This window comes from Nonomuraea fuscirosea (assembly GCF_003001935.1).
Taxonomy (GTDB): Bacteria; Actinomycetota; Actinomycetes; order Streptosporangiales; family Streptosporangiaceae; genus Nonomuraea; species Nonomuraea fuscirosea.
This window is the reverse complement of record NZ_PVNG01000010.1, coordinates 333492-346716: the sequence shown is the minus strand read 5'-3', so window position 1 is coordinate 346716 and position 13225 is coordinate 333492. Positions and strand designations below refer to the sequence as shown.

General features: G+C 69.4%; 15 protein-coding genes and 1 riboswitch. Of the genes, 4 read left to right on the top strand and 11 right to left on the bottom strand.

Features of this window, described 5'->3' with window-relative positions; translation table 11 throughout:
• Positions 1-2: 2 nt before the first annotated feature.
• Positions 3-755, bottom strand: a complete 753-nt coding sequence (locus tag B0I32_RS24605; protein WP_106243491.1) for a TerC family protein — start codon at positions 753-755, stop codon at positions 3-5.
• A 118-nt stretch (positions 756-873) separates the two neighbouring features.
• Positions 874-989: riboswitch (SAM riboswitch) on the top strand.
• Positions 990-1035: 46 nt separating this feature from the next.
• On the opposite strand from B0I32_RS24605, the gene B0I32_RS24600 reads away from it, so the two are divergent.
• Positions 1036-2334, top strand: coding sequence for an aminotransferase class V-fold PLP-dependent enzyme (locus tag B0I32_RS24600; protein ID WP_106243490.1), 1299 nt, complete (start codon positions 1036-1038; stop codon positions 2332-2334).
• Positions 2335-2362: 28 nt separating this feature from the next.
• Here B0I32_RS24600 and B0I32_RS58960 read toward each other — a convergent pair whose 3' ends face one another.
• Complete coding sequence (locus tag B0I32_RS58960) at positions 2363-3070, bottom strand: DoxX family protein (RefSeq protein ID WP_219911995.1); 708 nt, start codon at positions 3068-3070, stop codon at positions 2363-2365.
• Between the two features lie 122 nt (positions 3071-3192).
• Between B0I32_RS58960 and B0I32_RS24590 the strand changes: the two genes are divergently transcribed.
• Genes B0I32_RS24590 through B0I32_RS24580 form a run of 3 tightly spaced genes read left to right on the top strand, consistent with a single transcriptional unit; the run spans position 3193 to position 5661 of the window.
• Positions 3193-4338, top strand: coding sequence for an NADH-quinone oxidoreductase subunit D (locus B0I32_RS24590; protein WP_106243487.1), 1146 nt, complete (start codon positions 3193-3195; stop codon positions 4336-4338).
• On the top strand, positions 4335-5483 hold the full coding sequence (locus B0I32_RS24585; RefSeq protein WP_219911994.1) for an acyltransferase family protein: 1149 nt from the start codon (positions 4335-4337) through the stop codon (positions 5481-5483). The genes B0I32_RS24590 and B0I32_RS24585 overlap by 4 nt, the downstream gene beginning before the upstream one ends.
• Positions 5476-5661: a hypothetical protein gene (locus tag B0I32_RS24580; protein WP_106243485.1), complete on the top strand. Its 186-nt coding sequence runs from the start codon at positions 5476-5478 to the stop codon at positions 5659-5661. Before B0I32_RS24585 ends, B0I32_RS24580 begins: the two co-directional genes overlap by 8 nt.
• Before the next feature lie 9 nt (positions 5662-5670).
• On the opposite strand, the gene B0I32_RS24575 is transcribed toward B0I32_RS24580, so the two are convergent.
• From B0I32_RS24575 to tilS, 9 genes are all read right to left on the bottom strand, one after another.
• Positions 5671-6144, bottom strand: coding sequence for a DUF3180 domain-containing protein (locus B0I32_RS24575; protein WP_106243483.1), 474 nt, complete (start codon positions 6142-6144; stop codon positions 5671-5673).
• Complete coding sequence (gene folK / locus B0I32_RS24570) at positions 6141-6644, bottom strand: 2-amino-4-hydroxy-6-hydroxymethyldihydropteridine diphosphokinase (protein ID WP_106243481.1); 504 nt, start codon at positions 6642-6644, stop codon at positions 6141-6143. The genes B0I32_RS24575 and folK overlap by 4 nt, the downstream gene beginning before the upstream one ends.
• Positions 6641-7033 carry a dihydroneopterin aldolase gene (gene folB / locus B0I32_RS24565; protein ID WP_106243479.1) on the bottom strand — a complete coding sequence of 131 codons (393 nt, stop codon included), beginning with the start codon at positions 7031-7033 and terminating at the stop codon, positions 6641-6643. Before folB ends, folK begins: the two co-directional genes overlap by 4 nt.
• Positions 6996-7442 carry a nuclear transport factor 2 family protein gene (locus tag B0I32_RS24560; protein WP_106243477.1) on the bottom strand — a complete coding sequence of 149 codons (447 nt, stop codon included), beginning with the start codon at positions 7440-7442 and terminating at the stop codon, positions 6996-6998. Before B0I32_RS24560 ends, folB begins: the two co-directional genes overlap by 38 nt.
• Positions 7439-8296, bottom strand: a complete 858-nt coding sequence (gene folP / locus B0I32_RS24555) for a dihydropteroate synthase (protein ID WP_106243475.1) — start codon at positions 8294-8296, stop codon at positions 7439-7441. Before folP ends, B0I32_RS24560 begins: the two co-directional genes overlap by 4 nt.
• Positions 8297-8353: 57 nt before the next feature.
• The gene (folE, locus tag B0I32_RS24550; RefSeq protein ID WP_106243473.1) at positions 8354-8932 is read right to left on the bottom strand and encodes a GTP cyclohydrolase I FolE; all 579 of its coding nucleotides are present in this window, start codon (positions 8930-8932) and stop codon (positions 8354-8356) included.
• On the bottom strand, positions 8929-10923 hold the full coding sequence (ftsH, locus tag B0I32_RS24545) for an ATP-dependent zinc metalloprotease FtsH (protein ID WP_106243471.1): 1995 nt from the start codon (positions 10921-10923) through the stop codon (positions 8929-8931). Before ftsH ends, folE begins: the two co-directional genes overlap by 4 nt.
• A 238-nt stretch (positions 10924-11161) precedes the next feature.
• On the bottom strand, positions 11162-11713 hold the full coding sequence (hpt, locus tag B0I32_RS24540) for a hypoxanthine phosphoribosyltransferase (RefSeq protein WP_219911993.1): 552 nt from the start codon (positions 11711-11713) through the stop codon (positions 11162-11164).
• A gap of 10 nt (positions 11714-11723) precedes the next feature.
• Entirely contained in the window at positions 11724-12716 is a 993-nt protein-coding gene (gene tilS / locus B0I32_RS24535; RefSeq protein WP_106243469.1) for a tRNA lysidine(34) synthetase TilS, read from the bottom strand.
• Between the last annotated feature and the right edge of the window lie 509 nt (positions 12717-13225).

Genomic DNA, 13225 nt, shown 5'->3' with positions numbered 1-13225 from the left:
TCTTAGGAGGGGGTTCCCCCTTCCTGGTGTGCCTGCTGCTTCTTGGCGTGCCGGCTGCGGACCCGGATGTTGAGCAGCTCCACGATGACCGAGAACGCCATCGCGAAGTAGATGTAGCCCTTCGGGATGTGCTGGTCGAGACCCTCGGCGACGAGCACCACCCCGATCAGCACCAGGAACGACAGCGCCAGCATCTTGATGGTCGGATGCGCGTCCACGAACCGGCTGATCGGCCCGGAGGCGAACAGCATCACCACCACGGCCACGACGACCGCCGCGATCATGACGCCCAGCTCGTCCACCATGCCGACGGCGGTGATCACGGAGTCCAGCGAGAACACCACGTCCAGCACCATGATCTGCACGATCACCGACGTGAAGGAGACGGCGGCGGGCTTCCTGCCGTCCTCACCGGTCGGCGCCTCCATGGCGTGGTGGATCTCGGTGACGCTCTTGCCCAGCAGGAACAGCCCGCCGAGCAGCAGGATCAGGTCGCGTCCCGAGATCTCCTGACCCAGCACCGTGAACAGCGGCTCGGTGAGCTGGACCACCCATGACAGGCCGAACAGCAGCAGCAGGCGACTGATCAGAGCCGCCGCCAGACCGAGCACACGGGCCCGGTCGCGCTGTTCCGGGGGCAGCTTCCCGGCGAGGATGGAGATGAAAATGATGTTGTCGATCCCCAGGACGATCTCCAGGGCGACCAGGGTGAAGAAGCCGATCCAGATGTTCGGATCGGCCACCCAGTCCAGCATCGGGTACCTCCATGACTCGGGGGGTTGATGGGGGTTTCCCGTTAGCAACGAGCCGGGCCGCGCATTAGTTCGCGGGGTTGCGATTCATGCCCGGGTGTCGGTTATAGTTCCCCTCGTAGGTCATGAGTGCCAGCGACAAGCCCCGGCTAGCTGGCCGGCAACCCTCGCGTCCGCGGCGGGGTGCCCCGGGTGAAGACCTGGTCCGTCACGAGGTGTGGCGGGCAAGCGCGGGCTCCGTGGCTGCTTCCAGGGGTCCGATGGCCCTTCAGGAGGTACCCCTGTGTCCACTCTGACGATCTTCAGCTCCGCCCGTACGCCCGAGGCCGCCGCGCCGTCCGCGACGAACCGGCCCATCCCCGCCGTGCTGGGCGCCGACCTGGAGGTGCCGGTCAAGGGCGGCAGGCTGGTGGGGTACGCCAACCTCGACTACGCGGCCAGCGCCCCCTGTCTCGAGCCGGTCAGCGCCGCCGTCACCGCCGCGCTCCCGGCCTACTCCAGCGTCCACCGCGGCGCCGGCTACGCCTCGCAGCTCACCACCGCCCGCTACGAGCAGGCCCGGCACACGGTCAGGGCCTTCGTCGGCGCCCGCCCTGACGACTCCGTGATCTTCACCCGCAACACCACCGACGCCACGAACCTGCTGGCCGGCTGCCTGCCCGAGGGCACCACCACGGTGGTCTTCGACACCGAGCACCACGCCTCCCTGCTGCCCTGGCGGCACGCCGTGCGACTGGCGCCGCCCGCGTTCCCCGGCGAGGCCGTACGCGCCGCCGACGAGGCGCTGGCCGCGATCGAGGGCCCCAAGCTGCTGGTCGTCACCGCCGCCTCGAACGTCACCGGCGAGCTGTGGCCGATCGCCGCGCTGGCACACATCGCGCATCGGCACGGGGCCAGGATCCTGGTGGACGCGGCGCAGCTCGTACCGCATCGGCGGCTCAACCTGACCGCGCTCGACCTGGACTACGTGGCCTTCTCCGGGCACAAGCTGTACGCGCCCTTCGGGGCCGGCGCGCTCGTCGGGCGGAGGGACTGGCTGGCCGAGGGCGAGCCGTACCTCAAGGGCGGGGGCGCGGTGCGCTCGGTCGGGGAGAGCGTGGAGTGGCACGACGACCCCGAGCCCAGGCACGAGGCCGGCACCCCGAACGTGCTCGGCGCCATCGCCCTGGCCGCCGCCTGCGACGCGCTGACCGCGACCGGCTGGACCGCGCTGGTGCGCGAGGAGGAGCGGCTGATCGCGCGGCTGCGCTCGGGGCTCGCCTCGATCGACGGCGTACGGGAGCTGTCCCTGTGGGGGGACGACCACCCGCGCGTCGGCATCGTGTCGTTCACCGTGGCCGGATACTCGGCCCGGGAGGTGGCCGAGGCGCTGTCCGGCGAGTACGGCATCGGGGTGCGCGACGGGAAGTTCTGCGCGCACCCGTTCGTCCGGCACCTGCTGGGCACGTCCGGCGGCGCCTCCGATGGGGACTGCGCGGACGACACCGGCTCGGCGGTGCGGGCCTCGATCGGCATCGGAAGCACGCAGGAGCACGTGGACCGGCTGATCGAGGCCGTGCGGGACCTCGTCTCCCGCCGCTGAGCCGATCTCGGAGCGCGCGCCCGGGAGGTCAGCGGTTCGGCGGCTTGTGGTGCTGCGGCGGCTCGTCGGAGACGAGCGCGTCGATCTCCCTCATGTCGTCGTCGTTGAGCCTTCCCGAGCCGGTGGAGCCGGTCGAGCGGGTCGTGTCGGGCGCGGCCGGCTGCCTGGGCACCTCGGGACGGTCGTCCGGCATGTCCCGCTCAGCGGGCGTCATGGGCCCGCCGGTACGACCGGCCGGCGCCGTGCCCTCGGCGGTGGTACCGGCCGCGGTGCCCCTGCTCGGGGCGTGCGCGGCCAGTTCCTCCTCGGCCGCCCGCCGCTCCCCGCGCCTGCGGAAGACCGAGGTGAAGATGGCGTCCAGCCCGATGCGCCCGCCGCCCAGCGCGAGGAACAGCAGGCTCAGCGCGCCGAGCGCCCCCGGCAGCTCCCAGCCGTTGTTCGCCGACAGCACGCCGTGGCTCCCGTGCACGAACGCGATCGCGCCGATCATGTCGATCAGCAGCAGCAACGCCACCGGGCGCACCAGCAGGCCGAGGATCAGGAAGACGCCTCCGACGGTCTCGATGACGGTCGAGAACCCGGCGGCCATCTCCGGCATCGGGATCCCCATCTCACGGAACCCCTGGGTGGTGGCGCCGAGCCCGCCCTGCCACTTCTGCCAGCCGTGTGCCAGGAAGATCACGCCGGTGGCGATGCGTGCGATCAGGGCTGCGATATCAAAAAGAACTCTCTTCATGGTGTTTTCTCCCCCCGTTACCGGTATTCCTCCCCATGTCCGTCTTCGGGATGCGTTTCCGTACCATCTCTTGACCGTCCCCCGCGCTGGATCACGTACGAGGACGGTGGCAGCATTGCCGTATGACGGAACGAGTGGTCGGAATCGGCGCGGGCGCGAAAGAGCTGGCCACCGAGGACATGATCCTCAACATCGGCCCGCAGCACCCGTCCACCCACGGGGTGCTCAGGCTCCGGCTGACCCTCGACGGCGAGCGCATCGCCACCGCCGAGCCGATCATCGGCTACATGCACCGGGGCGCGGAGAAGCTGTTCGAGGTGCGTGACTACCGTCAGATCATCATGCTGGCCAACCGGCACGACTGGCTGTCCGGCTTCGCGAACGAGCTCGGCGTGGTGCTCGCCGCCGAACGCCTGCTGGGCATGGAGCCGCCGGTCAGGGCCGTATGGGCGCGCACGCTGCTGGCCGAGCTCAACCGGGTGCTCAACCACCTGATGTTCCTCGGCTCCTATCCCCTGGAGCTGGGCGCGATGACGCCGCTGTTCTACTCCTTCGACGAGCGCGAACGCATCCAGGCCGTCATGGAGGAGATCTCCGGCGGGCGCATGCACTACATGTTCAACCGGGTCGGCGGGCTCAAGGAGGACCTGCCGCTCGGCTGGCTCGACCGGGTGAGCGAGGCCGTCGCCGGAACCCGCCGCCGCGTGCCCGACATCGAGAACCTCATCCTGCACAACGAGATCTTCATCGCGCGCACCAGGGGCGTGGGCGTGCTCACCCGCGAGCAGATCATGCAGTACGGCGTCAGCGGCCCCATCGCCCGCGCCTCGGGCGTCGACTTCGACCTGCGCCACGACGAGCCGTACCTGGCCTATCCCGAGCTGCCGGTGAAGGTCGTCACGCGGAGCGCGGGCGACTGCCACGACCGCTTCGAGGTGCTGTTCGAGCAGCTCAAGGTCTCGCTGGACCTGGCGGACGCCTGCGTCGAACGGCTGCGCTCGCTGCCGCCCGGCCCGGTCAACCAGCGGCTGCCCAAGGTGCTCAAGGTGCCGGAGGGCCACACGTACGCGTGGACGGAGAACCCGCTCGGGATCAACGGCTACTACCTGGTGTCGAAGGGCGACAAGACGCCGTGGCGGCTCAAGCTGCGCTCGGCCTCCTACAGCAACATCCAGGTGCTGCGCGAGATGCTGCCGGGGCATCTGGTGGCCGACATGGTGGCCATCCTCGGCTCCATGTTCTTCGTGGTAGGTGACATCGACAAGTGACCCCCTCCCCCGCCCCCGCCCCCTCCCCTGAGCGCGACAAGTACGTCGACTGGCTGCGCGCGCTGAGCCTGATCGTCGTGGTCGTGTGGCACTGGGCCTTCACCATCCTGGAGTGGAAGCCGCAGGGCCCCGAGCCCACCAGCCCGCTGGGCTTCACCTCCGGCCTGTGGATCCTCACCTGGCTGCTGCAGGTGCTGCCGCTGTTCTTCTACGTCGGCGGCCACGTGCACCTGCTGTCCTGGCGGCGGGCCAGGGCGCGCGGCGTCGGCATCGGCTCGTTCGTGGCGCGGCGGATCAAGGCGCTGGCCTTTCCCGCGCTGGTCCTGTCCGGGGTGTGGATCGCCATCGGGGCGGCGGTGACGTACACGTTCCAGGTGGACTGGATGTGGCGGGTCGTCCTGCTCGTGCTCAGCCCGCTCTGGTTCCTCGGCGTCTATCTCGTCCTGATCGCGCTGCTGCCGCTCGCGCTCTGGCTGCACAAGCACTACGACGTGCTCACCCTCATCTGGCTCGCCGGCGCGGCGCTGGTGGTGGACGTGCTGCGCTTCCGGTACGAGGTCGAGGGCGTCGCCTGGCTCAACATGATCATCATCTGGGGGCTGGCCCACCAGGCCGGGTTCTTCTACGACCGCGTCGTCGAGCTGCCCCGACGCTATGACGTGGCGCTGCTGTGGACGGGGCTGTTCGCCCTGTTCGGGCTGGTCTACTCCGGCATCTACCCGGGCTCGATGGTCGGGGTCCCCGGCGACAAGTGGTCCAACATGGCGCCGCCCACGTTCGTCATCGTGGCGCTGCTGCTCTTCCAGATCGGGCTGGTCGAGGTGCTACGGCCGGCCATGGAACGGGTGCTGGAACGGCCGGGCTGGCGGCGGCTCAACGACTTCATCAACCGGTACGCGCTGCCGCTGTTCCTCTTCCACACCACCGGGATGGCCATCTCGCTGGGCCTGTCGTGGTGGCTGTTCGGCTCGCTGGGCGACCGGATCCCGCCGGACACGGTGTGGTGGCTGGAACGCCCGATTGCCGTCATCGGGCCGCTCATCTGCACGGCTCCGGTCATCTACCTCTTCGGCCGCAGGCGGGCCCCCGTCGGGCAAACGCAGGACAGGGGCGTCGGCGGGTCCATAAGCTCGGGACATGGCTGAGATCGCCTTCCGGGCCAACGCCGAAGACGAGCGGATCATCCGCAACGCCCTTCGCGAAGACGAGCGGCCGAGTGACGTCCTGCGCCGCGCGCTGCGCCTGCTCCAGCGCGAAATGTGGCACGACCGCCTGGCCGCCGCGGCCCGCAGGACCGTGGAGGGCCTCGGCGAGCACAACTAGCCCCGGAGCCTAGTCTCGTCCGTTCTGCCGGTACTGGCCCTGTTCCTCCGGGTCCTTGGGGATGCGGCAGGCGTGCTCCAGGTAGAGCGCGGCGCAGACCAGCACGACGCACGACACCAGCGACCCGGCCGAGACGAAGAACTCGCCGCGCGGCGTCTCCCGGTCGAGCAGCTGCACGGTGTGCAGGGCGAACCCGGCGAAGATCCCGCCGAAGGCCGCTCCCGCGTACGCCGACGCCTTCGCCAGCGCCGCCAGCCGGGCCACGGCGAGCGGTTCGACCGGCTTGGTGCCGGGCTTCCTGGCGATCCTGGCCTTGGTCGCCCAGGCGCTGTAACCCTCGCCGATGGCCAGCAGCAGGACCGTGGGGATCGCGGTCCAGGGCATGAGGGGCAGCTCGGAGTAGGCCTGCCGGATCACCGCCCAGGTCAGCAGGGCGAGGACAGCGAAGATGCCGGCCAGGACGCCGGGATGGGTCGGCTTCAATCGGGCCTCTGCAGCTTGAGGTCGTCGCGCAGGCGTACACCCTGCTCCTCGACCGCCTCCAGCAGCTCCGCCACCCGCCCGTGCCCGGGGACCACGCCCTCGGGGTCGGCCTTCGACCAGGGCACGAGCACGAACGCGCGCTCGTGGGCCCGTGGATGCGGCAGCGTGAGGTCGGGGTCGTCGCTGACCTGCTCGCCGACCACGATCAGGTCGATGTCGAGGGTACGGGGGCCCCAGCGCTCCTCGCGGACGCGGCCGAAGGCGTTCTCCACGCCCTGGGCCCGCTCCAGCAGGGTGCGCGGCGCCAGCGTCGTCTCGGCCACCACGATCGCGTTGAGGAAGGGCCGCTGTCCCTCCGGCCCTCCTACGGGATCGGTCTCGTAGACGGGGGACGCCTTGACGAACTCCAGCCCTGGAGCGTCGAACAGCGTGTCCACGGCACCCTGCAACGTCTGGAACCGGTGCCCCAGGTTGCTGCCGAGAGAGAGCACGACCTTCATCCGCGGCTCCGCTCAATCGTCACGATCACGTCGTCGAACGGCAGCGGGATCGGCGCCGCCGGCTTGTGCACGCTCACCTCGACCTTGCGTACCGGCTCGCCCGCCAGACACACGTCCGCCAGGCGCTGCGCGAGCGTCTCGATCAGCTCGACCGGCTCGCCCTCGACCACCTCGACCAGGGCCTGCGCCAGCTCCCCGTAGTGGACGGTCTTGGTCAGGTCGTCGCCGGCCGCCGCCGGCGCGGTGTCGAGGAACAGCGTCGCGTCCACCACGAACTCCTGCCCGAGCTCCCGCTCGGCAGCGAGCACGCCGTGTCTCCCCCTGGCCCGCAGGCCCTTGAGAGTGATGCGATCAGGGCTCAAGCTCGCCTTCCTCCTCCTCGTCGTCATCCCCCTGCAGCACCGGCGAGCCGTGGTGCATCCACAGCCGCCAGCCCTGCGAGGTGCGGAGGTAGACGTTGCTCGCCACCACCTTGCCCGCGGCAAAACTGGCCTCACCCTCCTCGCCCGCGGTCAGGATGTTCTCCACACAGGTCAGGACGGCCACGTCACCCAGCACGGTCGTGCTCACGTCGGTCAGCACGAACTGGATGTAGGTCGTGTTGGCCATGATCAGGGCCCACGACCGCAGCACCTCCGAGCGGCCCGTCAGCAGGGTCCACCCCGGATGGACGCAGCTCACCTGGTCGTCGGCGGTGTCCTCGGCCCAGATCTCCGTCATCTTGTCCAGGTCCGCGCTCTCGATCGCGGTGTAGAACTCCTGGTTGACCGTCTCGATGGCGGCGGTGTCGACGCTCATGTGTTGGCTCCGGCTCTCTTCCATGCGGCTGCCACGCGCACGGCATCGGCATTGGGACCTACTTCGTGCACGCGTACGCACCACGCGCCGGCCTGCGCGGCCAGCGCGGTCACGGCCAGCGTGGCGTCGTCGCTGCGGCTGAACGGCCGGGGCGTGCCGTCGGCGTCGGCCAGCAGCCGCCCCAGGAAACGCTTGCGTGACGCCCCGACGAGCAACGGATAGCCCAGCTCCGTCAGCTCCGGGATGCCCGCGAGCAACGCCCAGTTGTGCTCGGCGTTCTTGGCGAAGCCGAGGCCAGGGTCGAGCACGATCTGCTCCTCCGTGACCCCCTCCGCCAGCACCAGGTCGACTCGCTTGCTCAGCTCCTCGCGCACCTCCGTGACCACGTCGGCGTAGACGGCGCGGGTGTCCATGTCATGGCTGTGGCCGCGCCAGTGCATCACGACGTAGGTGACCCCGGTCGCGGCCACCACGCGCGGCATCTCGGGATCGGCCAGGCCGCCGCTCACGTCGTTGACGAGCTGGGCGCCCGCCTCCACCGCGGCCTTGGCCACCTCGGCGCGCATCGTGTCGACGCTGACCGCCACGCCCTCCGAGCGCAGCGCCCTGATCACCGGGACGACCCTGGCCAGCTCCTCTTCGAGGGAGACCCTGGCCGCGCCGGGACGGGTGGACTCGCCGCCCACGTCGACGATGTCGGCGCCCTCGCGGACCAGATCGAGGCCGTGCCGGATGGCGGCCGCCTCGTCGAACCACTGGCCGCCGTCGGAGAACGAATCAGGCGTCACATTGACCACGCCCATGACGAGGCACCGCTCCGCACCTCCCGGCACGCTGATGGGCACGCTAGTCATGGGCCAAGCCTAGGCGCTTCCCCACACTTGCTGACATCGTGGGTACCCCGTTCGTCCTCAGCGGCCCAGGATGAGCGCCATCGCCTCGGATCGGGTGCTGTCGCTGCTGCGGAAACTGCCGCGGACGGCGGAGGTGACGGTCTTGGCGCCCGGCTTGCGTACGCCGCGCATCGTCATGCACAGGTGCTCGGCCTCCACCACCACGATGACTCCGCGCGGCTCCAGCACGCGCATCAGAGCGTCGGCGATCTGGGACGTCATGCGCTCCTGCACCTGGGGGCGGCGGGCGTAGACGTCGACCAGGCGGGCCAGCTTCGACAGGCCCGTGACCTGGCCCTTCGTGTTGGGGATGTAGCCGACGTGGGCCAGGCCGTGGAACGGGACCAGGTGGTGCTCACAGGTCGAGTAGACCTCGATGTCGCGCACGAGCACCATCTCGTCGTGATCGACGTCGAAGACCTTCGTGAGCACCTCCTCCGGCGTCTGGCCGAGCCCGGAGTACTGCTCGGCCATCGCGCGGGCGACCCGGGCGGGCGTCTCGATCAGGCCGTCACGATCGGGATCCTCGCCGATGGCGTAGAGGATCTCGCGAACGGCCTTCTCGATCCGCCCCAGGTCGACATCGTGCTGAGTCACGCACTGTCCCCTGACGGCAGTGCGCCCTGATGCCCCGAGGTGAGCGAGCCGTTGGCCGACTGCTCCTTCGGCGTCAGGATCGGCGGACGGTCGGAGGGGAGCCGCTTGCCGTAGCCCGCGTAGGACGGGCGGTGCTCCTTGACGACCACCGGCGCGAAGATCTGCAGCACCATGTCGCGGGAGAGGGTCTCCTTCTCCATGAGCTCCAGCACCAGGTTGTCGAGCACGTCGCGGTATTGGACCAGGATGTCCCAGGCCTGGTCGTGCGCCGTCTCGATCATCCGGCGGACCTCCTCGTCGATCGTGGAGGCGATCTTCTCGGAGTAGTCGCGCTCGTGGCCCATCTCGCGGCCCAGGAAGACCTCCGCCTGGCCGCTGCCGAACTTACGGGCGCCGAGCTGCTCGCTCATGCCGTATTCGGTCACCATGCGGCGGGCGACGGCCGTGGCCTTCTCGATGTCGTTGGAGGCGCCGGTGGTGGGCTCGTGGAAGACGAGCTCCTCCGCCGCGCGGCCGCCGAGCAGCATCGCGAGCTGGTCCATCATCTCGGACCTGGTGGCCAGGAACTTGTCCTCCATCGGCAGCGTCATCGTGTAACCGAGGGCGCGGCCGCGGGACAGGATCGTGATCTTGTGGACCGGGTCGGAGTTGGGCAGCGCGTGCGCCACCAGTGCGTGACCGCCCTCGTGATAGGCGATCATCTTCTTCTCCTTGTCGGACATGACCCGCGTCTTGCGCTCGGGCCCTGCCATGACACGGTCGATCGACTCCTCGAGGGTGTCCATCGTGATCAGCTTCTGGTCGGCCCGCGCGGTCAGCAGGGCGGCCTCGTTGATCACGTTGGCCAGGTCGGCGCCGGTGAAGCCGGGGGTGCGGCGCGCGATGACGTCGAGGTCGACGTCGGGGGCGAACGGCTTGCCGCGGCCGTGCACCCGCAGGACGCCCTTGCGGCCCTCGAGGTCGGGCCGGTCGACGGTGACCTGCCGGTCGAAGCGGCCGGGACGCAGCAGCGCCGGGTCGAGGATGTCGGGCCGGTTGGTCGCGGCGATGAGGATCACGCCGCCCTTGACGTCGAAGCCGTCCATCTCGACGAGGAGCTGGTTGAGCGTCTGCTCGCGCTCGTCGTGACCGCCGCCCAGGCCGGCGCCGCGGTGGCGGCCGACGGCGTCGATCTCGTCGATGAAGATGATCGCCGGGGCGTTGGCCTTGGCCTGCTCGAACAGGTCGCGCACACGCGAGGCGCCGACGCCGACGAACATCTCGACGAAGTCGGAACCGGAGATCGAGTAGAACGGCACCCCGGCCTCGCCGGCGACGGCGCGCGCCAGCAGCGTCTTGCCGGTGCCGGGCGGGCCGTACAGCAGCACGCCCTTGGGGATCTTGGCGCCGATCGCCTGGAACTTGGCCGGGGCCTGCAGGAACTCCTTGATCTCCTGGAGCTCCTCGATGGCCTCGTCCGCGCCGGCGACGTCGGCGAAGGTGGTCTTGGGGGTGTCTTTCGTGATGAGCTTGGCCTTCGACTTGCCGAAGTTCATCACCCGCGAGCCGCCGCCCTGCATCTGGTTCATGATGAACAGGAAGATCAGCACGATGATGACGATCGGCAGGAAGCTCACCAGCAGGCTGAGCAGGATGTTCTCCTGCGGCACCTCGGTCGTGAAGCTCTTCGTCTTGCCCGCGACGACCTGAGCCTGCAGCTCGTCGGTCAGCTTGGCGCCGTAACCGGTGACCCAGTCGGACTGGATCAGCTTCGTCGGGGCGTCACCCTGTTTGACCGCGACAGGGTTGGTCAGCGTCACCTCGATCCGGTTGTCCTTGTCAACGATCTTGGCGTTGCTGACGTTTCCGGCGCGAATCTGCTGAAGGACCAAGGACGTGTCGGCCGTCTTGTAATTTCCGCCGCCACTCCAGAGCTGGGTGACGAGCAGGAGCAGCACGACGATGCCCAGGATCCACAGCAGTGGCCCACGTGTAAATCGCTTGAGATCCATCCGATGCGGAACCCCTTGCGGGCCCGTCCCTTCCTGACCATGGCCTGGAACCCCGGGCTGGCCCGGGGCCGCGGCATCCGACACCGCGACTTCTGACTACCCGAAGGGGACGCGAGGTCACCCTCCCGGAGTCTGAAGGTACACCGGCACGGCGCACGGAGGGACCCGCCCGCTACACCGGTCTTGCCCTATCAACGTACGTCACGTTCCGCGATGTTCCCGGCCATCGCGGAGAGTCCTACTTATATACGTGGGGCGCCAGAGTGCCGATGAACGGAAGATTCCGGTATCGCTCCGCGTAGTCGAGCCCATAACCGATCACGAACTCGTTGGGAATGTCGAAGCCGACGTATTTCACCTCGATGGTCACCTTCACCGCATCGGGTTTCCGCAGCGCGGCGCAGATCTCCAGCGAGGCCGGATTACGCGACTTGAGGTTTTCCAGCAGCCAGTGCAAGGTCAGGCCGGAGTCGATGATGTCCTCGACGATCAGCACATGGCGGTTCAGGATGTCGGTGTCGAGGTCCTTCAGCACGCGGACGACGCCGGACGACCTGGTGCCCGCGCCGTACGAGGACACCGCCATCCAGTCCATCTGCACCGGCACGTGCAAGGCTCTGGCCAGGTCGGCCATCACCATCACCGCGCCCTTCAACACGCCCACGAGCAGGACGTCCTGGCCCGCGTAGTCCTCGTCGATCCGGCCGGCGAGCTCTTTGATCTTGGCCTGGAGCTCGTCCTCGGGAATGAGGACCTTTTCCAGGTCATTGCCCATGTCGGCTGCGTCCACGTGTGGTTCCTTACGCGATGGGACTGATGGCGAATATCAGGGTGCCATATCGCCGGACGGCGGACAGACCCCCGGGCAGGTCCACGGCTTTCTGCCCGCGCCAGTTCGTGACCAGCCGGTCCACGGCCAGGACGTGGGTGGCCGACAGGGCTCCGGACGGGGCTCCGGCGGCGAGCGCGGCCCGCCTCAGCACCCTCCGCCTGACGGCGTCGGGCAGCTTTTCCAGCTCGGCCACGGTCACCTTTATCAACCCGCCGATATCGCTTAGAGCGCAATTCTGGTACGCCGTATCGGCCCATTCATCGAGCGCGTCCGCGTCCTGCCGCGCCAGCCCCGCCGTCCTCGCGAGCGCCTCGGCCACCCCCGGCCCCAGCTCCGCCTCCAGCACCGGCAGCACCGTATGGCGGACGCGGACCCGGGTGTAGCGGGGGTCCTCGTTGTGCGGATCGTCCCAGGGAGTGAGGCCCATCGCCCGGCAGGCCGCCACGGTGGTGGCTCTGGGCAGGTCGAGCAAGGGCCGCCGATAGCGCCCCGACCTGGCGGCCATGCCCGACAACGAACGGAGCCCACTCCCCCTGGCCAGCCCCAGCAGCACCGTCTCGGCCTGATCGTCCCTGGTGTGCCCCAGCAGCACCGTCTCCGCCTTCAGCCGTTCGGCCGCTTCGGCCAGCGCCGCATACCTGGCCTCCCGCGCCGCCGCCTCGGGCCCACCTTGGGCGCCCACGGTGACGGTGAGCACTTCAGCCGGCTCCAGCCCCACGTCCCGAGCCACTTTCACCACCGCTTCCGCCCGCTGCGCCGACCCCTCCTGCAGTTGATGATCCACAGTGACGAGGCCCGCCCGCAGCCGCGCACGGGAAGCGACAAAGGCCGATGCAGCCGCCAACGCCAACGAATCGGCCCCACCACTACACGCCACCAGCACCAGCGCACCTTCCGGCACGTCAACCAGAGCCTCGCGCACTGCTCTACGAACGTCAGCTACAGCCGGTTGCGGACCCACGCCCCCATTCTCCCGCCCCTCACCCAACGAGGCACGCACGCCCAGCCAAGCACCACCCACAAGCGCCGGACACCGGCGCACCACCTCCCGCCGACGCAGCGCAGGGAGAGACGGTGGGCGGTGTCGCAGGCGTGTGGGTGATCTGGCGAGACAAGAGCCAGGAAAGCAAGGCGGCCGCACTGACCCGCCGATCCTGCTGGGGGACGCCGGAACCACCACGCCACCCCCGGCCGAGCACCGCGCACGTGCGCCGGACACCACCGCACTGCTTCCCGCCGACGCGGCGCCTGGAACTGCCGGGGTGCGTGGAGAGACGGTGAAGGTGGCGTAGGAGCGCGGATGATCCGGCGTGACGCGAGAGCCGGGGAAGCGAGGCAAGCGCACCGACCCGCCGGCCCTGTCGGGAGACGGATACCAGCACCGTCTCCCGGCCAGGCGCCGTGCCCGAGCGCCGGACACCACCGCACCGCCTCCCGCCGACGCGGCGCGAGGAGTGACCCGTGAAGAGG